A 22,434-nucleotide genomic window follows, 5' to 3' on the forward strand; every position below is an offset into this window, starting at 1 on the left:
TCGTCTATTTTGCTATTAAAATCTATCAGACAAAAGCCGCTAAAGCTTGTATTCCAATAATTGAAAGAACAATGAATAGAACCATCGTCACGTATGTAGTAATAACTTGTGAACGAGGTGAAAGGGTTACTCCCCAGCTAATAAGGAATGTAGCTAAACCATTTGTAAAATGGAAAATTGCAGAAACGATACCAATTAAATAGAACCAGAACATAAATGGTGATGATAGAATATCAGCCATCATTTGAAAGTTAGCCTCATCTCCAAGTGCAACCTGAATTCGTGTTTGCCATACATGCCATGCAACAAAGATAAGTGTTATAACACCCGTAACCCTTTGAAGTAAAAACATCCAGTTGCGGAAGAAACCATATTTGCTAACATTGTTTCGAGCCGTAAAAGCGATGTAGAGTCCGTAGATTGCATGGTAAAGCAATGGTAAGAAAATAATAAAAGCCTCAAGGAAATACCGAAACGGAAGATTTGACATTACACCTGCAGCCTTGTTAAATGATTCTGCCCCACCTGTAGCATAATGATTGACTAAAAGATGTTCGGTTAGGAATATTCCAACGGGAATCACCCCTAACAATGAGTGTAATCTTCGGAATACAAACTCTCGATTACCTGTCATACATTTACTCCCCCCTAAATTTAATGATGTTTGGCTTCGCTCTCTTTTTATTCCCCTTTAAAAAGAGCGATATACCTATCATCATTGTGAAAAATGTGAAAATGTAAAGCTACTATTTTTACAATTATGTGACATATTCATTTTACCCCCATCAACTTTAAGCGTCAAGAAAACGTATACACAAAATTCCCGCAAAAAAATAAATTTTTAAAAATATTTTGATATTTCCTGATAATATTGTTTCAGCCGTATGGAATAGCTAATTTCCAGTATATTCACTGTGAAAAAATGAATGGCTCTTATCCAAAAACCTAGCAATAAGAAATTGTAAGATAATAATTTTTTTGTTGTAAACCGCCTTGTATTCCCCCACCACTTACGTTGGATATAAAAACCATGTGAATTTTTTAATAAACATTACTTAAATTTCTAGCAGATTGTATATAATAGAATGGTAGAAAGAGGGGAGACCATTGAATATAAATACACCAGCCGAACAGCCGCAAATCGAAGAATCAAGAACTGCAACGATATTTGGATATGAATTATTGCGAGAAGTCCTACTACCAGAAATTCTAGGAAAAGATACTCCTGAAATTTTATATTGGGCAGGAAAAAGACTAGCTAGGATCTATCCTTTAAATACTCTTGAAGAAATGATTGAGTTTTTTAATAGAGCTGCATGGGGCGATCTCACTCTTAAAAGTGAAAATAAAAATGAGATGGAATTTGAATTAACAAGTCCGTTAATTATTTCACGGGTAAAATCCAAAGCTGAACATTTCTTTCAACTAGAAGCAGGATTCTTGTCACAGCAGATTCAAAACCAAAAAGAAGTTATTGCTGAAGCATTTGAACATCCTATAAAACGTTCCCATAAAATCCAATTTACTGTTAAATGGGATAATAAGGATCAGATTTAGTTGAAATGAAATGACAAAAACCGGGCAATCGCCCGGTTTTTATTCGTTTTCTTCGGAAAGATCAAATGCATCATGCAATGATTCAACTGCTTTTATCATTACTTTTTCTTCAACGACAACAGAAACCTTAATCTCCGATGTACTTACCATTTTTACTTGAATTTGATTTGCAGCGAGCACCTCAAACATCTTTGCTGCTACACCCGGATTAGAAATCATACCAGATCCAACAATTGAAACCTTTGATAAATGATTTTCCGCTTCAATCCGCTCGTATTTTAATAACTCTTTATAGTCTTCCAAAACATTTAATGTTTCATTTAAATCATCTGTTTTGATAGAAAAGGATAGGTTGGTCATATTTGATTCAGTTGTACTTTGAATAATTATATCAACATTAATATGGTGATCGGCAAGTGTCGTAAATATAGTTGATAGACTTGTTAGTGAATTTGCCAAACCCAACACAGTTACTCTCGTAATTTCATCCTCAAAGGCCACTCCACGGACGATAAGATTTTGTTCCATAGTTGCTTCCTCCTCAATTACTGTTCCTTCTATTTTTTCCATGCTTGAACGGACCACTAACTTAACATTATAATTCTTTGCAAATTCCACTGCTCTTGGATGAAGAACCCCTGCACCTAAGTTTGCAAGCTCAAGCATTTCATCATAGGAAATATCCAATAATTTGCGGGCATTCTTTACATATCTAGGATCTGTTGTAAAAACACCCGTTACATCTGTATAAATATCACATTTATCAGCATCAAGAGCAGCTGCAAGTGCCACAGCAGTTGTATCTGAACCGCCTCTTCCAAGTGTTGTAATTTCCCCTATTTCTGTTACCCCTTGGAAACCTGCAACAATAACGACTTTTCCTTCAGATAGCTGAGATTTTATTGCTTCAGAATTAATTTTTGTAATTCTAGCATTTCCATGAACTGGTTCAGTAATAATTCCTGCCTGCCATCCTGTAAATGATGTAGCAGGCAGTCCTTTTTGGGTAAGCGCCATGGCTAATAGTGCGATAGTCGTTTGCTCCCCTGTTGTTAAAAGCATATCCATTTCTCTTTTATTCGGTTGGGCAGAGATTTCTTTTGCTAAGCTTACAAGATGGTCTGTCGTTTTTCCCATTGCGGATACCACGACAACCACATTATTTCCTTTTAATTTTTCCTCTCTAACACACTCAGCAACATTTAAAATTTTTTCCACGCTTCCAACGGAAGTCCCACCAAATTTCTGTACAACTAAGCCCACCATTTTCCCCTTCTTTCAATAAACCTATTAGTAAATATTTTCCCCAAAAATGCAAAAAAGCAATGAGAAAAGTATCTCATTGCTCAAGAATACGAAGAATAACATCTTACGCATACTTAATGTGAGATAGCTCTCCAAGACAATCGTCTTGACAATCCGGTATTTATTCAACACAGGACCAGCAAAGAAAGTAATGAGTACTTTCTACACTTCGGCGAACATCCCCTTTCAAAGCCCATCACTGAAGCTCAAATCTCCTCAGGACCTTTACTCTTGAATCTCGCACCTCTACCTTCACTTTAATCCAATAAAGTGATAGTAATATAAATTTTTATTTATTATAGCATAGTGTTATTTTTCTGACAATCACAAAAGCTGGAGATATGGTTGGATTGATTCTTCTGCAACATTTGTAAAAACAGTTCGGCTCTCAGTTGAATATAAAAAAATCTTAGTCAGGTTTCTGACTAAGATTTTTTTATCTGAATTTTAAACGTGTTTTTCTAATAACCCAGCTAATGATTCTTTAGGTTGGAATCCAACTACTTTATCCACTACTTCACCATTTTTTAAAACAAGTAATGTAGGAATACTCATTACTCCAAATTTAGCAGCTGTTTCTTGATTTTCATCTACGTCAAGCTTAGTAATTTTCACTTTGCCAGCGAATTCTGAATCAAGTTCTTCAAGGACAGGAGCGATCATCTTGCATGGTCCACACCATGGTGCCCAAAAATCAACAAGTACTAGGTCGGAACCCGTTTCTGTAGCAAAGTTTTGATCTGTAACATGTGTTATAGCCATATGTAATGCCTCCTATTGAATACTGAAATACTATCGAAATTATATCATCCTTTAAGAATTCAAGCTATTAATTTGCTCCCCAAGTAATTTCCCCTTATTATACCAAAATATTCATACGATTGGCGAGGCCCTTAGGGTAATGGTTAGGCGTGGTTGCCCTTATGCGCTAGCAGGATTTATGGATATACATTCTGGTTAGCTAAGAAAAGCGGAAGCGCTTATGTACAATACGCTTCCGCCTTCTTTATTATTAAGAATGGACATTTAAATTTTTAAACTCTTCTGTTAGCAATGGCACCACTTCAAATAAGTCGCCCACAATACCATAATCTGCTACATTGAAAATATTGGCTTCTGGGTCTTTATTAATCGCAACAATCACCTTCGAATTTGACATGCCCGCTAAATGCTGGATTGCGCCAGATATACCACATGCAATGTATAGGTCGGGAGTAACTACTTTTCCTGTTTGCCCTATTTGCAATGAGTAATCACAATAATCTGCGTCGCAAGCTCCACGGGAGGCACCCACCGCCCCACCCAAAACCTGTGCTAGATCTTTTAAAAGGTCAAAGCCTTCTTCACTTTTTACTCCCCGTCCACCAGCAATGACTACTTTAGCTTCTGACAGGTCAACTCCCTCACTGGCTTTTCGAACAACTTCTTTAATAATAGCGCGCAAATCCTTGATATCAACTGAAAGGGAAGCTACTTCACCGCTTCGATTTTCATCTTTTTCTAATGGGGTGATATTGTTTTGTCTAATTGTCGCAAACATTAAACCATCTGTAATAATTTTCTTTTCAAAGGCCTTTCCTGAATAGATGGGTCTTGTGAAAACAATATTTCCCCCAACCTCCTCAATCGCTGTTACATCAGAAATAAGTCCTGATGAAAGCTTTCCAGCCAACCTTGGAGAGAGATCTTTTCCAAGGGATGTATGCCCTAAGATAAGTCCTTCGGGTTTTTCTTGTTCAATAACAGCTAAAAGCGCTTGGGCAAATCCATCTGCTGTGTATTGCTTGAGTTTTTCATTTTCCACATTTATGACACGGTCTGCTCCGAAAAAAATCAATTCATTAGCTAAAGCGCTTACATAATCACCGATCAAGACTCCTACAACCTCGCCGCCCTCTGCAACCGTTTTTGCTGCAGCAATTGCCTCAAATGAAACATTTCGTAAGGATCCATTACGAATCTCACCTAATACCAATACTTTTCTAGCCATTTTATTTACCCCCTAAAAACAATTTTGTCAAAATCAATTAGATTACTTTCGCTTCAGTATGAAGCAGTTGAACGAGTTCTTTTACCTGAACACCTACATCACCTGAAAGAACTTTTCCTGCTTCCTTTTTAGGTGGTAAATAAAGTTCGATTGTTTTTGTTTTCGCTTCTACATCATCTTCTTCAAGATCAAGATCATCAAGTTCAAGTTGTTCAAACGGCTTCTTCTTTGCCTTCATGATTCCTGGTAAGGAAGGATAACGTGGTTCATTTAGACCCTGCTGTGCTGTAACTAATAGTGGTAAGCTTGTTTCAATTATCTCAGAATCCCCTTCGACATCGCGTGTTACAGTTACTTTGACACCGTCAATTTCAAGTTTTGTTATCGTCGTTACAAACGGGATATTAAGCAGTTCTGCTACACGAGGGCCTACTTGCCCCGAGCCACCATCAATAGCCACATTTCCTGCTAAAATTAAATCGGCATCCTTATCCTTTAAATATTCCGAAAGAATTTTTGCTGTTGTAAACTGATCTTCATTTTCAACATCATCTTCAATATTGATTAGGGCAGCTTTATCAGCACCCATTGCTAGAGCTGTTCGCAATTGTTTTTCTGTCTCTTCGTTGCCTACAGAAACGACCGTTACTTCACCACCATGAGCTTCCCTCACTTGTATCGCTTCTTCTATTGCAAATTCATCATAAGGATTGATAATGAATTCTGCACCATCCTCATTAACCTTTCCCCCAGAAATCGTAATCTTTTCTTCTGTATCAAACGTTCTTTTCAGTAATACAAATATATTCATAGTTTTCCCTCCTAATAATTTGAATATTTATCTATCTCTAAATATTGAGAAAATTTTTGTTAAAATTTTTTTTCAGAGCGAAATCAGCATCACTTCGCTCTGTAAAATTTATTCGCCCTTAAAATGTGGTTCCCTCTTTTCGATAAAAGCTTGAATACCTTCTTTGCCATCAGCAGATATAAAAACTTCCCCAAATAACTCTGCCTCTTTGTTTGAGCCTTCATAAAACTCATTTGTATTGGCAAAGTTTAATAATTGAATGGTAGCTTTCAAAGAGCCGGAACTTTTCTTGGCAATTTTTTTTGCTAACTCGTAAGCATGTGGTAATAGAACATTTTCTGGATATGCGTGGTTTGCTAAGCCAAATTGTACAGCTTCAAGTCCTGAAATTGGATCCGAAGTGAATAGCATTTCGGCCGCTCTAGCAACGCCAACATATTTTGGGAGGCGTTGTGATCCCGCAAATCCTGGAACTAATCCAAGTTGCAATTCTGGTTGTCCAAGCTTGGCAGTTTCACTCACCAAACGGATATGGCATGCCATTGCAAGCTCAAGTCCCCCACCAAGTGCTGCACCATGAATAGCCGCAATAATTGGTTTCGGAAATTTCTCCATTCGGTCAAATAAATCTTGGCCTAATTTAGAGAGCTGCGAAAAACCTTCCCTTGTGTCAATTGTCGTAAATTCTTTAATATCTGCACCTGCTGAGAAAAATCGTCCTTCCCCATGAATGACAATTACATTAATTTCGGGGTTTGGCTCAATCTCATCCATTATGGATGAGAGTTCCTTTAAAAGCCCCGATGAAAGTGCATTCGCTGGCGGACGCGATATTGTTATTGTTGCAATTTTTTCTTCAAAAGACCATTTTAAATATTCCACTTAAAAACCTCCTTTGGAAAATACCAAATTATTTAAAGTGACCACAACCATTCATTAATAACAGATGGACGGGCCTTGCAAGAGCAAACAGATCATACTTTCTCTCATTCATGACCCAAGAAGTTACTGTCTCATCAATTGTTCCAAAAATCATTTGTCTAGCCAAACGAACATCAAGCTGATTCGAAAATTCTCCATTTTCTTTACCTTCGATGATAATTTTATCAATCACCTTTAAATATCCTCTTAGAACATCATTAATTTTTACTCTTAGTTCTTTATTAGATTGACGCAATTCTAGCTGCGTGACAGTAGCTAGATGATGGTCATTAGAAAGCATTCTGAAATGTGATTCAATCATCAACAATAATTTATCTGCAGCTACACCTTTACCCTCAATCATTTCGTCTATTTTCCCAATGAAATTCCCCATTTTTTCCTCAAACAATGAGATGAGAATATCTTCTTTGTTTTTAAAATAGAGATAGATTGTTCCATCGGCTACGCCTGCCTGTTTGGCAATCTTTGAAACCTGAGATTGGTGGTAACCATTTTCTGCTATCACAATAACTGCTGCATCGATAATCTGTTTATATTTAGGCTTGTCGTTTTTCAATTCTATCCCCTCTACAAAAAAACATTTTGTTTATCGAAGGCTGTCTCAATTAGATTGTTACTTTTCAATATACGCAAACGTCCTTAAAAACCTTCTTAAAGTGAATGAGCGATCATTCATAATTTTATGATAAGTAGAAATTTAATTTCTGTCAAGACATACTAATATAACTTTTTTATCATACCCTTTTTACTTAAAGTAGACAAACCCTCCGATACAATGCTTATGGCGTTACTCGCACCTTTTGGATATCCACGCTTTTTAAAAAAATAAAGAGCCGATATTATCAGGCTCTTTATCTTTATGCATGTTTTTGATCCATTTCTTCTACTTTTCTCTTTTCTTCATCTACAAGTACTCTTCTTAAAATTTTTCCAACTGCTGTTTTGGGTAATTCGTTTCTAAATTCATATATTCTTGGAACTTTATAGGCAGCTAGGTGTTTTCGCACAAATTCGTTTAATTCTTCCTCTGTAACAGTCAAGCCCTCTTTTAAAACTATATACACTTTCACTGTTTCCCCACGATACAGGTCTGGAATTCCCGCCGCAACAACCTCCTGAATACTGGGATGTTCATATAATACTTCTTCAATCTCTCTTGGATAAATATTAAATCCTCCCGCAATAATCATATCTTTCTTGCGGTCTACTACAAAAAAGTATCCCTGTTCATCCATATATCCTAAGTCACCAGTGAATAACCATCCATCCTTTAACGACTGTTCCGTTTCTTCTGGCCGGTTCCAATATCCCTTCATGACCTGTGGACCTTTTACAGCAATCTCGCCAATTTCACCAAAGGGTAATCTTTCACCCGTTTCTAATGAAAATACAGCTGCATCCGTATCAGGCCATGGAACACCAATACTGCCCTTAACTCTTGCATGATCCCAAAGGAAATTTGAATGTGTTACAGGAGATGATTCCGTTAATCCATACCCCTCAACGAGTTTTCCACCTGTTACATCTTCAAACCTTTGTTGTACTTCAACTGGAAGAGGTGCAGAACCACTAATACATGAATCAATTGAAGAAAGATTGTATTTTTTCACATCGGGATGATTTAATAAACCAATGTAAATAGTCGGCGCACCTGGAAACAAGGTAGGACGTAGGTTTTGAATAGTTTTCAAAGTAGTTTCAACATCAAACTTTGGCAACAAGACCATTTTATATGCCTGCATGACGGCAAGTAGCATAACCGTTGTCATCCCATAAACATGAAAAAACGGTAGGATTCCAAGGACCGTTTCTTTCCCATGCTCACACCTATAGAGCCAAGCTTGGCACATGGTAGCATTTGAAACTAAATTTTTGTGGGTTAACATTACACCTTTTGGAAAACCGGTTGTTCCCCCAGTGTATTGAAGAATGGCAATATCTTCTTCACTATTACATTCATATTTTTTTAATTGTATGGGAGCGTGTTTTAAAGCCTTTGTTAATAAGTGGGTATTACCCTTATGTTTCACATTTACAATAATTCCATATTGTTTTTTCTGAACAAAGGGATACAATAAATTTTTAGGAAATAGTAAAAAATCCTTGATAGCGGTTACAATTATGTGTTTAAGTTCAGTTCTTGGCATTACTTTAGAGACCCGGGGATATAAAATATCAAGGGTGATGATAACCTTTGCCCCTGAATCCTTCATTTGATACTCAAGTTCACGTTCCATGTACAATGGGTTTGTTTGAACTACTATTCCACCAGCCATTAAAACAGCATAATAGCAAATAACAGATTGCGGAGTATTTGGAAGCATTATTGCAACTCGGTCACCCTTCTCGATTCCAAGTGCTTGAAGATAGCAGGCAAAATTAAAGGATGTTTCATAAAGTTTTTTATAGGTGATTTCCATTCCCATAAAATGGATGGCTATTTTATTTGGATAATTTTCAGCTGTATGCTCTAAGGAGTTTTGAATTGGTGCCTGGGAATATTCTAAATTGGATGGGATTTCATCGGGGTAAAGTCCAAGCCATGGTTTCATCTTATTCCTCCTTTTGAAATTTCTAAATATTTTAATATCTATTTTCATTATAATATAGCGTTATTTTTAAAACAAATAAAAAAACCACCGCTAGATAAAAGCGATGATTTTTTTATTAGGCTCTTTTCTTAAACTTTGTTGCTATTCGCCTGCTAATTTGCAGGTTCTTGCAAGTTTTACGGAATATATTATGGTCAAGTTGAGAGAGAAAAGAGCACGATACTAAGATTAATACGGGCTCTATCCATTTGTACGTAAAACAACAATCTATGCGAAAACAGCCTTTTATTAAGAGAAAAATAACATATAAATAAGACCAATGACCACAAACAAGCCGCATAATCCGAGAAGTATTTTTGCCAACTTTTCCACTGTCAATTCTCCCTTTATTAAATTCCTGCACCAATTACATACGATAATCCTACCGATATAATCATAGATATAAAGCCAACAGCTCGATTATCATTTTTAATTTCTTCATCTATTTTAAACGTTGGGGTAAGAAATTCATAAATAAAATAGCCTGCAAGCAGGAGGACAAATCCAAAAATCCCCCAACCAACCATTATTATTAAGGAGTTATGTTGCAAAATCGAATGGCGAAATATATTGGAAATCCCAAATATTTTCCCTCCTGTTGCCATTGCAACTGCCATATTCCCCTTTTTAATTTCTTCCCAATTTTTATATTTGGTTACCAATTCAAATACTGCTAAAAATACGATCATACATAAGATAACGACGCTGTAATAGGCAGCAATTTGTATATATTCGTTTTCCCAAAATTGGTCCATCTACATTCTCCTAAAGACTTATTTAAATTCCACAATGGTCACCCCAGTGCCACCTTCTCCAGCATCACCAAAACGAATTTTCTTAACAGAGCGATGGTTTTTTAAATATTCCTGAACGCCCTGTCTTAGAGCGCCCGTTCCTTTTCCGTGAATAATAGACACACGAGAATAATTCGATAATAATGCATCGTCAATATATTTTTCTACTCTTACTAATGCACTTTCAAATCTTTCACCGCGAAGATCCAATTCAAGCTTCACTTCAGCATCTCTGCCTTTAACAATTGACATCGGCTTATACTCTGGTTGTTTCGGTGTAAAGACATACTCCATGTCCTTTTCTTTCACTTTCATTTTCATGATTCCCATTTGTACTTGCCATTCGCTCGCTGATACTCGTTCTAACAAAGTACCTTTTTGGCCAAAAGTAAGTACCTTTACCTCATCACCAGGATTAAATGTTTGCTTTTTGGCTTTATGTTTAAGAATTTTCCCAGATTTCTCTATTTTTGGTGTAGCCTGTTCAAGGCGCTTCTTGGCATCAATTAGTTCATGCTCTTTAATTTCCACGTGCTTTTCGACTCTCATTTTCCGAAGGTCGCGAATAATTTTATCTGCCTCATCTTTTGCTTGTTCAATCATTTCTTCTGCCTTTAAAGCAGCTTTTTCAAAAAGAGTATCTTTTTGTTCGTAGAAGTCCATCAGTTGCTTTTGCAAATCTTGATGAAGTTTTTCAGACTGTTTTAAATAATCTCTTGCTTCCTCTTGTTCTGTTTCAGCTTGACGTTTGCTTTTCTCTAATGATGCAATCATTTTATCAATTTGGTTTGTATCCTCACTGACGTGAGTTCGAGCCGCTTCAATAACCTTTGCACTTAAGCCCAACCGTTTAGAAATTTCAAACGCATTGCTTCGGCCTGGTACGCCTAATAGCAGCTTATACGTTGGTGATAAAGTTTCAACATTAAATTCAACGCTTGCATTTAGAACACCTTCCCGGTTATAGCCATATGCTTTTAATTCTGGATAATGTGTTGTAGCAATGACCCTTGACCCACGTTTATAGATCTCATCTAGGATAGATATCGCTAAGGCTGCACCTTCCCCTGGATCTGTACCTGCCCCTAGCTCATCAAATAAGACGAGACTATTAAAATCGGCCTTATTTAATATGTCGACTATATTCACCATATGGGAGGAGAACGTGCTTAAGCTTTGTTCAATTGATTGCTCATCTCCAATGTCAGCATACACAGCATCAAAAACAGCAAGTTCCGAACCATCAAGTGCTGGAATCTGCAGGCCAGCTTGTGCCATTAATGTACATAATCCAACCGTTTTTAAGGTAACCGTTTTTCCTCCCGTATTTGGTCCAGTAATGACTATCGTTGTATAATCTTTTCCAAGCTTGATATCATTAGCAACAACCTCATTGATTGGGATTAACGGGTGCCTTGCTTTATATAATCGAATGATCCCATTATCATTCATGACTGGCATTGATCCTTTTATCTGTCTTCCGTACCTTGCTTTCGCAAAAATAAAGTCTAAATTTGTAAGGATATCCACTATTACCTGCAATTCCATTTCACTTTCGGCAGTTAGTGCAGACAATTCAGCTAGGATCCGTTCGATTTCGAGCTGTTCTTTGACACGAATGTCTTGTAACTGATTGTTTAATTGAACAATTGCTTGCGGTTCAATAAATAGTGTTTGTCCTGAAGCACTTTGGTCATGAATAATACCACCATAGTGTCCACGATATTCTTGTTTCACCGGGATAACAAATCGGTCATTACGAATCGTTACAATCGCATCTGATAACATCTTTTGAGCATTTGATGAGCGGATCATACTTTCAAGTTTTTCCCGGACACGTGCTTCATTTGATCTTAATTGATTTCGGAGATTGCGTAAAAGATCACTCGCGCTATCTAGAATTTCTCCGCTTTCGTCTATCGCATTTTTAATAGATTCCTCTAAATGAGGCAATGGAATAATCTGTTCTGCATGTTCATTTAAAATAGGAATTTCAATCTTTTCATCTTCCATATCTTCTATAAACCGCTTCATTTGCCTGCTTGCATGGATGGTACTAGCAATTTGAACAAGCTCATGCGGACTAAGCACCCCCCCAATTACAGAGCGTTTAATATGTGCACGAATATCATGAATTCCTGATAGTGGAACATTTGCTTTAAGACGAAATACGTTTGCAGCCTCATCTGTTTCTGCTTGTAGCTTAACTACCTCTTCAAATTCAATAGAAGGTAGCAAGTTTTTCACTTTTTCCTTACCAAGAGATGATGAAGCATGTCCCAGGATCTGTTCCTTTATTTTTTCAAATTCTAAAACCTTTAATGCTTTTTGATGCATGGAGAAACCCTCCTAATTCTGTTACTCTCGGTTATTTAAAAACTCTTTCAAGTCAGTAAGTTCTAATGCATTTAAAACGGATGACTTTTTAATCCAGCCTTTCTTGGCTGTAGATACTCCTATTTCCATATGTGCTAATGTATCCACTTTGTGGGCATCTGTATTGATGACAATCTTCACGTCTGCTTCCTGTGCTTTTCTCAAGTGATGAGAAGCAAGGTCGAGCCGATTTGGATTTGCATTCAATTCCAAGGCAGTATTGGTTAACTTGGCTAATTCAATTAATAAGTCGATATCTACTTCATAGCCTTCGCGCCGTCCAATTAATCTTCCCGTCGGATGGGCAATAATATCCACATGCTTGTTTTCTAAAGCCATTTTTAGTCGTCCCATTATCTTTTCCTTAGGTTGGGTAAAAGCAGAATGAATTGAAGCGATAACGATGTCTATTCCTTCTAGCAATTCATCATCATAATCAAGTGTACCATCAGGAAGAATATCCATTTCGATACCCGATAGGATCATAAAGTCATCATATTTCTCATTTAATTGTTTGATTTCTTCCCTTTGCTTTACTAATCTTTCAGGAGTAAGTCCATTTGCCACTTTTAAAAACCGCGAATGGTCGGTTATGGCCATATACTGATAACCTCTATTTCTACATGCCTCAGCCATGTCCGCTATTGAATTAGCACCATCACTCCAAGTAGAGTGCATGTGAAGGTCACCTTTTATATCATTTATGTCAATTAATTCCTGCTCGGCTGTAAATTCATCCACTTCTTTTCCGTCTTCACGAATTTCAGGTGGTATAAATGGAAGCCCAAAATGCTTGAAAAACTCCTGCTCTGAGGTAAAAGTAAGAACTTCCCCAGTTTTCAGGTTTTCCACACCATACTCACTTATTTTTTCTCCTCGCTCTTTCGCAAGCTGTCTCATTCGAACATTATGTTCCTTAGAACCTGTAAAATGGTGTAATGTTGTGATAAATTCTTCTGGTTTAACAAGACGGAAATCTACGGAAATATCAAAATGGTAGCTAAATGTTAGTGAAACCTTCGTATTACCAGCCCCAATTACCTCTTTAATATTAGGCAAATTTAACAGCTGTTGTTTAATACTTTCAGGATGATTTGTTGCAATAATAAAATCAAGATCTTTACTAGTTTCCCTCATTCTTCTCAAACTTCCAGCCCTTGAAAAACGGCTGATATCAGACATGTGGGTAAGTCTCTCTTCCATTTGCTCTGCAAGTGGGAGCATAAAAGCAAGCGGCAGCCTTTCAGGTCGATTCCCCGCCGTCAAAATCGCATTTACTATATTTTCTTCTGTCTTTTTTCCGAAACCTGGAAGTAACTGAACCTTCCCCGCCAAGCAGGCCTCTTCCAAGCCTGATACATCCTCAATTCCTAACTCTTGGTTTAGTTTTGCAATTTTTTTACCACCAAGACCTGGTAGCTGTAATAACGGAATCAACCCTGGAGGAACTTCCTTCTTCAGTTCTTTTAACACTGTGGAGTATCCTTCATTTATATATTCTTCAATAGTAGCCGCTGTCCCTTTACCAATACCAGGTAGCTTGGTGAAATCCTCGATTTCTGTTATGCTGCGGTCATCTGTCTCCAATGCTGTCGCCGCTTTGCGGAATGCAGACACCTTAAACGGATTCTCACCTTTTAATTCTAAATAAACGGCAATCATTTCTAACAGTCGAACTACGTCCTTTTTAGTTACATTCATCATATCCACCAGCCTCTTTTTAGCATTTTCCATTTTCTCTTATTTAAGGTATGAATAGAAAGAAAAACACAAAGCATCTTGGAATAAGGAGTGTTAACTTAAAGCTACTACCATCTCTAACAGGTTAGCGCTTTTTTTATAGGCGGCCCCCATTGCTACAGAAGTATCCTTGCTACACAGAAAAACTTCCCTGCTATAGAGAAGTTCCAGCACCTACGTATTCAATCCATAAATGCTTGATATGCTGTGAAAGAATAGGAGTATGTTTAACAATTTCAGAAGCTAAAAATGAATTTTCCAAAGGATGTTGAACAACGTCCATTGGAATTAGGGCTGCGATGTATAATAATATAAAGAGGATCAAATACACTTCACAGAAACCTAAAAATCCACCTGCCCAAACATTTAAAAGTCTTAAGATTGGTAAATGGGCAATAAAGTCTAACATCGTTCCAATTATTTGTAATAAGATTTTCACTGCGAAAAAAATGATGACAAAGGCAACAGCTCTGTAAAAGGAATCCTCCATATTACCATTTGAAGTAAACAGTTTCAAAGTAGCATTATTCCCAAAATTGGGATATGGAATCCATAAAGTTAGCTTTGGCGCAAGTTGAACATAATAAATATTTGCAACAACATATGCGATAATAAAACCAGTTAAATGAATAAGTTGTAGGATAAAACCTCTACGCAGTCCAATAAAGAAACCCATAATTAATAAAATAATAATAGCCAGATCTAGCATATTCTTTTCAATCCTTTTCCTTTTTAAGTTCATTCTGCAACCGTTCTAGTTGTTCCTTGATCATTATGTAATCATTAACGGCATTCACAGCCGTTAAAACGGCTAACTTATTTACACTAAGTGAAGGATTCTTAGAACTGATTTCTCGCATTTTATCGTCAACTAATGAGGCAACAAGCCTAATATGGCTTAAGCTTTCTTTACCTAAAATTACATATTGCTGTCCATAAATTTCTACAGTTGTTCTATTTTTCTGTGGGTTTGACAACGTTAAATGCCTCCAATCAAAGAATCCTATTCTATATCATAACACGAACGAAGGAGTGTCGAAAAGTGTAACAGTATTTTTCCAGGACAGACAAATTTTAAAAGAAAAAAAGGAGTGTTTTCATATGGGAAATGTTGTGCTAATCCGAGAATTGACCGAAATAATGAAAATGAAAAATTACTACAGTGAGTATTTAGTAGATAAAAACCCTCCAGGAAGTATTTTTGCAGCAAAAACCCCTAAATGCATGGTTACAGCATATAAATCAGGAAAGGTTTTACTTCAAGGCTCTGCGGGCGAGGATGAGGCTAAAAAGTGGGGGGAAGCTCCAGCAAAGAAACAAACCATTGAAAGAAAAAAAACAGCTTCTGGATCTTTACCACCTAACTTCGGTTCATTATCAGTCCTTGGTTCTGATGAAGTAGGCACCGGGGACTACTTTGGTCCAATTACAGTAGTGGCCGCCTACGTGAAGAAAGAGGACATACCTCTTTTAAAAGAATTAGGCGTCAGAGATTCCAAAGATTTAAATGATGATAAAATAAGTGCAATCGCAAAACAAATTAAGGACATCATTCCACATAGCCTTTTAATATTACATAATGAAAAATACAACCAACTTCAGCAATCAGGTATGTCGCAAGGGAAATTGAAGGCTCTCCTTCATAATCAAGCCTTAGCACATGTATTAAATAAAATTGATCCGATAAAACCAGAAGCTATTTTGATCGATCAATTCGTTCAATCAAGTACCTATTATCAGCACTTAAAAGGGCAGAAAACAATTGTAAAAGATGATGTTTTTTTCAGTACAAAAGCAGAAGGGGTTCACATTGCCGTTGCTGCAGCATCCATTCTCGCCCGTCATGCCTTTGTTCAATATTTTGAGAAACTAAGTGAGGCTGCGGGATTTAAGATCCCTAAGGGTGCAGGAGCACAAGTAGACATTGCAGCTGCCAAGCTAATTTTAGCAAAAGGCAGAGATGTATTGCCAAAGTTTGTTAAGCTACACTTTGCTAATACCGAGAAGGCAATAACTTTAGTTAATAAAAAAAGGGGCTGATTCTTTATATCAGCCCCTTCTCTATTTATCCCCTTAATACTGCTCCTGATTTTTCTTGCAACGCTTCAAGAACCTTTTCATGTACCTTGGTAATTTCTTCATCAGTTAATGTTTTTTCTGGATCAACATATTTTAATGAGAAGGCAAGAGATTTCTTTCCTTTTTCCATATGTTCACCTTCATAAAGGTCAAATACATGTACTTCTTTTAAAAGAGGTTGACCAGCTGATAAAATAATTTCCTTTAATGAACCCGAGACTGTTTCAGTGTTAACCACAAGTGCAATATCCCTCGTAATAGTTGGGAAACGAGGAATCACCTCATATCGAAGTGGTTCTGTTGCTGCTTCTAACACAGCTTTTAATGAAAGTTCAAATACAAAAGTATCTTTTAAATCAAGTTCTTTTTGCATATTTGGATGAACTTGTCCGACAAAACCAATCTTCTCTCCAGCTAATTGGATTTCCGCCGTACGTCCAGGGTGCATACCGTCAAACTGCGCTTGAACATATCCTACGTTTTCTGAGAGACCTAACATTGAAAATAATCCTTCTAGAATGCCTTTTAGAACGAAGAAATCTACAGGCTTTTTCTCTCCTTGCCATGAATGGCTATGCCAAAGGCCTGTAATTGCCCCAGCTAAATGTTCTTGCTCTTCTGGTTGAACATCCACGCCATTTGATAAAAATACTGCTCCTGTTTCATATACAGCTAAACTATCGTTTTGACGTGCACCGTTATATTTTAACACTTCTAACAGCTGTGGAATAATGCTCAGACGTAGCATACTGCGATCTTCACTCATTGGCATCGCAAGACGGATAGCATCCCTTTTTTCAAGTGCATATTGGTTTACTTTATCTTCACTTGTCAACGAATATGTGACGGCTTGATAAAGGCCTGCTCCTTCAAGATAGTGGCGGACAACACGGCGTTTTTGCTGGTATTGGCTTAATTTACCTGGTGTTGTTGAACCGATTGGTAATGTTTTTGGAATTTCATCATAGCCATAAAGTCTTGCCACTTCTTCAAGTAAATCCTCTTCAATTTTGATATCGCCCCGACGTGTTGGAGCTGTAATTGTAAGCATGTCTTGCTCAATACTTACCCCAAATTGGAGACGATCAAAAATCGCTGCTACTTCCTTCACAGAAAGAGTTGTTCCAAGTACGCGGTTGATTTTTTCAAGCGTAATTGAAATCACTGCTGGTTCGATCGTTAAAGTATCAACCTCGACAGATCCTTTTAATACTTCTCCATTTGCGTATTTCGCCATTAAGTAAGCTGCCCGATCCCCTGCTGCACGAACACGGTTTGGATCGACCCCTTTTTCAAAACGTGCACTAGCTTCACTTCTTAGACCATGGTCTTTAGAAGCCTTTCTCACAACTCCACCAGCAAAGTAAGCAGATTCTAATAGGACTGTTGTTGTTTCAGAATGAACCTCTGAATTTGCTCCACCCATCACACCGGCAAGAGCAACTGGTTCTTGTCCATTTGTTATAACAAGATGATCTGCTGTAAGTGTGCGCTTGGCTTCATCAAGTGTTTGAATCGTTTCACCGTCTTTTGCACGACGGACAAGTATTTCCTTGGAACCTAAACGATCATAATCAAAAGCATGCAATGGCTGACCATATTCTAATAAAATGTAATTTGTTATATCAACGACATTATTGTGTGGACGGATTCCCGCTACCATTAAACGAGTTTGCAACCATAATGGTGATGGACCAATTTTCACATTTTTGATTACCTTTGCAACATACAATGGATTGTCATCTTTTGCTTCAACGGTAATTTTAATATAATCAGATGCTTTTTCGTCTGATGTTTCGAGGTTGATTTCTGGGAGCAACACTTCTCTGTTTAAAATAGCTGCAACCTCGTAAGCAACTCCGAGCATGCTAAGGCAATCAGAACGGTTCGGTGTTAAACCTAGTTCAAGGACTTGATCATCCCTGTTTAAAAATGCAAGAGCATCCGCTCCCACTGGTGCGTCTGCCGGAAATACAAAAATCCCCTCTGCATATTCCTTTGGAATAATCTTCCCTTCCATCCCAAGCTCTTGAAGAGAACAAATCATTCCATTGGATTCTTCTCCGCGAAGTTTTGCACGCTTGATTTTGAAATTGCCTGGCAAAACAGCTCCAACCGTCGCAACTGCTACCTTCTGCCCTTGTGCAACGTTTTTTGCTCCACATATTATCTGAACAGGTTGTTCTTGACCAATATCAACTAGACATTTGCTTAATTTATCAGCATTTGGATGTTGTTCGCGCTCTGTTACATAGCCAATCACTACCCCTTTAATACCTTCGTTTAAAACGTCTACCCCTTCAACTTCTATTCCGCTTTTGGTAATTTTTTCAGCTAGCTCTTGGGCTGATACTCCAGAAAGATCAATATAATCTTGGAGCCATTTATATGAAACAAACATATCGTTATCCTCCTCTTACTTATTCATGAATCGCAAATTGGTTTAAGAATCGTACATCATTTGTGTAGAAATGTCTGATATCATCTACTCCATACTTCAGCATAGCAATTCGCTCTGGACCCATTCCAAATGCAAATCCAGTATATTTTTTCGAATCATAGCCAGCCATTTCAAGTACGTTAGGATGAACCATTCCTGCACCCAATATTTCAATCCAGCCTGTTCGTTTACATACGTTACAGCCACTTCCTCCACATATCTTACAGGAAATGTCCATTTCAACTGAAGGCTCTGTAAACGGGAAGAAGCTTGGTCTTAAGCGAATTTCACGATCTTCACCAAACATTTTTTTCGCGAATACTTCCAATGTTCCCTTTAGATCACTCATACGAATGTTTTCACCAATAACTAGTCCTTCAATTTGCATAAACTGGTGTGAGTGTGTCGCATCATCATTGTCACGGCGGTATACTTTACCAGGACAAATGATTTTAATTGGGCCTTTACCTTGGTGTTTTTCCATGGTCCTAGCTTGAACTGGAGATGTATGTGTTCTTAACAAAATTTCATCTGTAATATAGAAAGAATCCTGCATATCACGAGCTGGATGTCCTTTTGGCAAATTAAGTGCTTCAAAGTTATAGTAATCTTGTTCCACTTCTGGACCTTCTGCCACCTGATAACCCATACCAATAAATAAATCTTCAATTTCTTCAATAATTTTTGTTAAGGGATGGTGGTTACCAACCTTAACTGGACGTCCTGGAAGTGTGACATCAATTGTTTCAGATGCTAGTTTTTCAAATACTTCTGCTTCTTCCATTTCCTTTTGCTTTGCTTCCAATTTTACTGAAATAGCTTCACGAACCTCATTAGCAAGAGCCCCCATAACGGGACGCTCTTCTGCTGAAAGTTTCCCCATCCCACGAAGTACTTCCGTAATTGGGCCCTTTTTCCCTAAATAAGCAACACGGATGTCATTCAATTCTTTTAGGTTTGGAGACTGATCAATCTTTTCAATAGCCTCCGTTTGCAATTCTTTTAAGCGTTCTTGCATGATATTTCCTCCTTTTTCTAATAAGCATGCGGATTTAGCGAATAAACATATATCAGTTTCAACTTAAAAGCCCAAGTAACGGGAAATAAGTTTGTGTACATAACCAATATAATAAAGGAAGCAATAAGTGAGATTGGATTAAATATTCCAATTCACTTTCTGCAATGAAATCCTCCTTTTCTTCACACAAAAAACCCCATCCCTGGTAAGGGACGAGGTTCTATTTCGCGGTACCACCCTTTTAAACACGATATGTAAATACAAATGTGTTCGCTTCATTCGGATAACGGCATATGCCGATGCATCTTTACATTTCATAAAAAAATGGTCCCGATGCCAACTCGAGAGGTGAACTTCTCATGTCATAACTATAAAAGTGCTTTCAGTCAAGGCACTTTCTCCCTAAATAGTCACGTGCAGGATACTTTTCTCTGTCATTGCTTTTTAATTTATTAATTTGTTCCCTATTATATAATAACTTGCTTCCAGTTTCAAACGCTTATCATCAACTTCTAAGGTGATAAAGAAGAATACCCGTAGCAACGGCAACATTTAGTGATTCACTTGCTCCATAAATCGGAATATAAAGGTTTGCAGTTGTATTTGCGAGTATTTCTTTATTAACCCCATTACCTTCATTTCCGACAATCAATGCAAACTGTCCGGTAGTAGCTATTTCTGTGTAAATTTGGGCATTCTCAAGCGCCGTACCGTACACAGAAATATTCTTTTCTTTAAGGATATTTACCCACTCATGCAAGTCGCCTCTGATAACCGGAAGATGAAAATGACTGCCTTGAGCAGATCGTAAAACCTTTGCGTTAAAAATATCGACGCTTCCGTGGCCTACAACAACAGCATCTATTCCCGCAGCATCCGCAGTTCTAATCATTGTTCCTAAATTTCCTGGATCCTGTACCGCATCTATGAACAGAAAGGTTTTTGCATCCTCTAATGAGGGCTGTTTGTCAATTTGGCTGCAGACGGCATAAATTCCCTGGGGAGCCTCTGTATCTGATAACTCATTTGAAATTTCCTCAGGAACCATTGTAACTGGAATAAGTCCAGAATCCCAACGAGGCGGAAATCCTACTTGCTCTGAAACAATAATTTCTACTATTTGTTCTTTTTGTTTTAAAGCTTCCTCAACTAAGTGAAATCCCTCTATTAAGAACATTCCGGTTTTATCTCTATCTTTTCTATTTTGAAGCTTCTTCCACTGCTTTACCTGTGGGTTTTTTAGAGATTGAATATGTTTCAATACTTTTTTCTCCTTTTACAATACTCTTTAATTTCCTAATTATAGCTTAACTGAAATACATAATAAATCCAAAAGTAGAAATGATATTAAAGTAATTAGGATAAAAAGGAGTGTAATTTATGAATTTAAATTTACGAAATGCTGTTATTCACAATGTTTCAGGCAATACACAGGAACAATTAGAAGATACCATAGTGGATGCCATTCAAAACGGGGAAGAAAAAATGCTTCCTGGCCTTGGCGTATTATTTGAGGTTATCTGGAAGAATTCCTCTGAACAAGAGAAAAAAGAAATGCTAGAAGCACTTGAAAGTGGCTTAAAGTAATCATAATTTGGATCTGCTGCCTATCATTTTGGCAGCTTTTTTAAACCCCCACAAAAAATCCCCGAAAATTAATTTTCGGGGATTTTCCATTATTCAAATGTAATCTTATCAACTGTTTCACGATCTAATCGTTTAATTACCTCAACAATTAATTTCACTGCATTTTCGTAATCATCACGATGGAGCATTGCAGCATGTGAATGAATGTAACGTGTTGCAATGGTAATCGCAAGAGCCGGCACTCCATTATGTGTCATATGGATAGCGCCTGCATCTGTGCCTCCTCCAGGAATGGCATCAAATTGATAAGGAATATTCAACTCATCCGCAAGGTCTGTTACAAAATCACGCAAACCTTTATGGGATACAAGGGAAGCATCGTACAAAATGATTTGTGGACCTTTCCCCATTTTGCTTTGTGCTTCTTTTTCAGTGATTCCTGGTGTATCTCCTGCAATTCCAACATCCACACCAAAACCAATATCTGGCTCAATTTTAGAAGCAGAGGTTTTGGCGCCACGGGTTCCTACCTCTTCTTGAATGGTTCCGACACCGTAAACAACATTTGGATGGTCTGTTCCCTTTAATTGCTTCAACACATCAATAGCAATTGCACAACCAATTCGGTTGTCCCATGCTTTTGCTAATAGCATTTTCTCATTATTCATGACTGTAAATTCAAAATATGGAACAACCATATCACCAGGGAAGATGCCCCATTCTTTTGCTTCCTCAGCACTTGATGCACCGATATCAATAAACATATCTTTGATTTCAACTGGCTTTTTACGTGCTTCAGCTGTTAAAATATGCGGTGGCTTGGAGCCAATAATACCTGTAACATTCCCTTTTTTCGTTACAATTGTTACCCGTTGTGCAAGCATGACTTGTGACCACCAACCGCCAACCGGCTGAAAACGGAGGAAGCCTTTATCATCAATTTGCGTAATCATGAATCCAACTTCATCAAGATGGCCAGCAACCATGATTTTTGGTCCGCCTTCTTTACCAACCTTTTTTGCAATTAAACTGCCAAGTCCATCAGTTGTGACTTCATCAGCAAATGGAGCTATGTATTTTTTCATCACTTCACGCACTTCACGCTCATTACCTGGTATACCATTTGCATCTGTTAAATCTTTTAACATTGTTAATGTTTCATCTAGTTTAACCATTGTTTAGACCCCCTAAATATATATCTACA

Annotated in this window: 20 protein-coding genes, 1 riboswitch and 1 other annotated feature; of the genes, 3 read left to right on the forward strand and 17 right to left on the reverse strand. The window is 37.5% G+C overall.

Going from position 1 to position 22,434, the window contains the following annotated elements; all coding sequences use genetic code 11:
* Positions 1-25: 25 nt before the first annotated feature.
* Positions 26-634: a succinate dehydrogenase cytochrome b558 subunit gene (locus RCG20_RS06725; protein WP_308183464.1), complete on the reverse strand. Its 609-nt coding sequence runs from the start codon at positions 632-634 to the stop codon at positions 26-28.
* 473 nt (positions 635-1,107) lie between these two features.
* Between RCG20_RS06725 and RCG20_RS06730 the strand changes: the two genes are divergently transcribed.
* The gene (locus RCG20_RS06730) at positions 1,108-1,557 is read left to right on the forward strand and encodes a YslB family protein (protein WP_308183465.1); all 450 of its coding nucleotides are present in this window, start codon (positions 1,108-1,110) and stop codon (positions 1,555-1,557) included.
* Positions 1,558-1,596: 39 nt separating this feature from the next.
* On the opposite strand, the gene RCG20_RS06735 is transcribed toward RCG20_RS06730, so the two are convergent.
* The 12 genes from RCG20_RS06735 to zapA form a co-directional block, all read right to left on the reverse strand.
* Positions 1,597-2,820 (reverse strand): aspartate kinase, encoded by a 1,224-nt coding sequence (locus RCG20_RS06735; RefSeq protein ID WP_308183466.1) that lies wholly within the window; start codon positions 2,818-2,820, stop codon positions 1,597-1,599.
* A gap of 119 nt (positions 2,821-2,939) precedes the next feature.
* A riboswitch (Lysine riboswitch) is annotated at positions 2,940-3,119 on the reverse strand.
* 190 nt (positions 3,120-3,309) lie between these two features.
* Positions 3,310-3,624 (reverse strand): thioredoxin, encoded by a 315-nt coding sequence (trxA, locus tag RCG20_RS06740; protein ID WP_308183467.1) that lies wholly within the window; start codon positions 3,622-3,624, stop codon positions 3,310-3,312.
* A 250-nt stretch (positions 3,625-3,874) separates the two neighbouring features.
* Positions 3,875-4,852, reverse strand: a complete 978-nt coding sequence (locus RCG20_RS06745; RefSeq protein WP_308183468.1) for an electron transfer flavoprotein subunit alpha/FixB family protein — start codon at positions 4,850-4,852, stop codon at positions 3,875-3,877.
* Between the two features lie 37 nt (positions 4,853-4,889).
* Complete coding sequence (locus RCG20_RS06750) at positions 4,890-5,663, reverse strand: electron transfer flavoprotein subunit beta/FixA family protein (RefSeq protein WP_308183469.1); 774 nt, start codon at positions 5,661-5,663, stop codon at positions 4,890-4,892.
* A gap of 108 nt (positions 5,664-5,771) precedes the next feature.
* Positions 5,772-6,545, reverse strand: a complete 774-nt coding sequence (locus tag RCG20_RS06755) for an enoyl-CoA hydratase (protein ID WP_308183470.1) — start codon at positions 6,543-6,545, stop codon at positions 5,772-5,774.
* Between the two features lie 28 nt (positions 6,546-6,573).
* On the reverse strand, positions 6,574-7,161 hold the full coding sequence (locus RCG20_RS06760; RefSeq protein WP_308183471.1) for a fatty acid metabolism transcriptional regulator FadR: 588 nt from the start codon (positions 7,159-7,161) through the stop codon (positions 6,574-6,576).
* 301 nt (positions 7,162-7,462) lie between these two features.
* On the reverse strand, positions 7,463-9,157 hold the full coding sequence (locus RCG20_RS06765) for an AMP-binding protein (protein WP_308183472.1): 1,695 nt from the start codon (positions 9,155-9,157) through the stop codon (positions 7,463-7,465).
* Positions 9,158-9,546: 389 nt separating this feature from the next.
* Positions 9,547-9,951: a DUF350 domain-containing protein gene (locus RCG20_RS06770; RefSeq protein ID WP_308183473.1), complete on the reverse strand. Its 405-nt coding sequence runs from the start codon at positions 9,949-9,951 to the stop codon at positions 9,547-9,549.
* Positions 9,952-9,969: 18 nt separating this feature from the next.
* Complete coding sequence (locus tag RCG20_RS06775; RefSeq protein ID WP_308183474.1) at positions 9,970-12,327, reverse strand: endonuclease MutS2; 2,358 nt, start codon at positions 12,325-12,327, stop codon at positions 9,970-9,972.
* A 21-nt stretch (positions 12,328-12,348) separates the two neighbouring features.
* The gene (gene polX / locus RCG20_RS06780) at positions 12,349-14,067 is read right to left on the reverse strand and encodes a DNA polymerase/3'-5' exonuclease PolX (protein WP_308184299.1); all 1,719 of its coding nucleotides are present in this window, start codon (positions 14,065-14,067) and stop codon (positions 12,349-12,351) included.
* A 193-nt stretch (positions 14,068-14,260) separates the two neighbouring features.
* Complete coding sequence (locus RCG20_RS06785) at positions 14,261-14,815, reverse strand: CvpA family protein (protein WP_308184300.1); 555 nt, start codon at positions 14,813-14,815, stop codon at positions 14,261-14,263.
* Positions 14,816-14,822: 7 nt separating this feature from the next.
* Entirely contained in the window at positions 14,823-15,083 is a 261-nt protein-coding gene (gene zapA / locus RCG20_RS06790) for a cell division protein ZapA (protein ID WP_308183475.1), read from the reverse strand.
* 124 nt (positions 15,084-15,207) lie between these two features.
* Between zapA and rnhC the strand changes: the two genes are divergently transcribed.
* Positions 15,208-16,146: a ribonuclease HIII gene (rnhC, locus tag RCG20_RS06795; protein WP_308183476.1), complete on the forward strand. Its 939-nt coding sequence runs from the start codon at positions 15,208-15,210 to the stop codon at positions 16,144-16,146.
* Between the two features lie 25 nt (positions 16,147-16,171).
* Here the strand turns inward: rnhC and pheT are convergent, their stop codons facing one another.
* From pheT to RCG20_RS06810, 3 genes are all read right to left on the reverse strand, one after another.
* Positions 16,172-18,586 (reverse strand): phenylalanine--tRNA ligase subunit beta, encoded by a 2,415-nt coding sequence (pheT, locus tag RCG20_RS06800; RefSeq protein WP_308183477.1) that lies wholly within the window; start codon positions 18,584-18,586, stop codon positions 16,172-16,174.
* A gap of 19 nt (positions 18,587-18,605) precedes the next feature.
* Entirely contained in the window at positions 18,606-19,643 is a 1,038-nt protein-coding gene (gene pheS, locus RCG20_RS06805; RefSeq protein ID WP_308183478.1) for a phenylalanine--tRNA ligase subunit alpha, read from the reverse strand.
* Between the two features lie 205 nt (positions 19,644-19,848).
* Positions 19,849-20,090, reverse strand: a binding site (T-box leader).
* A gap of 58 nt (positions 20,091-20,148) precedes the next feature.
* Complete coding sequence (locus tag RCG20_RS06810) at positions 20,149-20,904, reverse strand: TrmH family RNA methyltransferase (protein ID WP_308183479.1); 756 nt, start codon at positions 20,902-20,904, stop codon at positions 20,149-20,151.
* 119 nt (positions 20,905-21,023) lie between these two features.
* Between RCG20_RS06810 and sspI the strand changes: the two genes are divergently transcribed.
* Entirely contained in the window at positions 21,024-21,230 is a 207-nt protein-coding gene (gene sspI / locus RCG20_RS06815; protein ID WP_308183480.1) for a small acid-soluble spore protein SspI, read from the forward strand.
* Positions 21,231-21,319: 89 nt separating this feature from the next.
* Here the strand turns inward: sspI and RCG20_RS06820 are convergent, their stop codons facing one another.
* Complete coding sequence (locus RCG20_RS06820; RefSeq protein WP_308183481.1) at positions 21,320-22,405, reverse strand: M42 family metallopeptidase; 1,086 nt, start codon at positions 22,403-22,405, stop codon at positions 21,320-21,322.
* Positions 22,406-22,434: the final 29 nt, after the last annotated feature.

The sequence above is a fragment of the Neobacillus sp. PS3-40 genome (assembly GCF_030915485.1).
Lineage (GTDB): Bacteria > Bacillota > Bacilli > Bacillales > Cytobacillaceae > JAUZPL01.

Coding starts and splice junctions, on each gene's coding strand:
- RCG20_RS06765 (WP_308183472.1), bottom strand. CDS start 9,157: ATGAAACCATGGCTTGGACTTTACCCCGATGAAATCCCATCCAATTTA.
- sspI (WP_308183480.1), top strand. CDS start 21,024: ATGAATTTAAATTTACGAAATGCTGTTATTCACAATGTTTCAGGCAAT.
- RCG20_RS06725 (WP_308183464.1), bottom strand. CDS start 634: ATGACAGGTAATCGAGAGTTTGTATTCCGAAGATTACACTCATTGTTA.
- polX (WP_308184299.1), bottom strand. CDS start 14,067: ATGAATGTAACTAAAAAGGACGTAGTTCGACTGTTAGAAATGATTGCC.
- trxA (WP_308183467.1), bottom strand. CDS start 3,624: ATGGCTATAACACATGTTACAGATCAAAACTTTGCTACAGAAACGGGT.
- RCG20_RS06745 (WP_308183468.1), bottom strand. CDS start 4,852: ATGGCTAGAAAAGTATTGGTATTAGGTGAGATTCGTAATGGATCCTTA.
- RCG20_RS06820 (WP_308183481.1), bottom strand. CDS start 22,405: ATGGTTAAACTAGATGAAACATTAACAATGTTAAAAGATTTAACAGAT.
- RCG20_RS06775 (WP_308183474.1), bottom strand. CDS start 12,327: ATGCATCAAAAAGCATTAAAGGTTTTAGAATTTGAAAAAATAAAGGAA.
- RCG20_RS06770 (WP_308183473.1), bottom strand. CDS start 9,951: ATGGACCAATTTTGGGAAAACGAATATATACAAATTGCTGCCTATTAC.
- rnhC (WP_308183476.1), top strand. CDS start 15,208: ATGGGAAATGTTGTGCTAATCCGAGAATTGACCGAAATAATGAAAATG.
- pheS (WP_308183478.1), bottom strand. CDS start 19,643: ATGCAAGAACGCTTAAAAGAATTGCAAACGGAGGCTATTGAAAAGATT.
- pheT (WP_308183477.1), bottom strand. CDS start 18,586: ATGTTTGTTTCATATAAATGGCTCCAAGATTATATTGATCTTTCTGGA.
- RCG20_RS06785 (WP_308184300.1), bottom strand. CDS start 14,815: ATGCTAGATCTGGCTATTATTATTTTATTAATTATGGGTTTCTTTATT.
- RCG20_RS06750 (WP_308183469.1), bottom strand. CDS start 5,663: ATGAATATATTTGTATTACTGAAAAGAACGTTTGATACAGAAGAAAAG.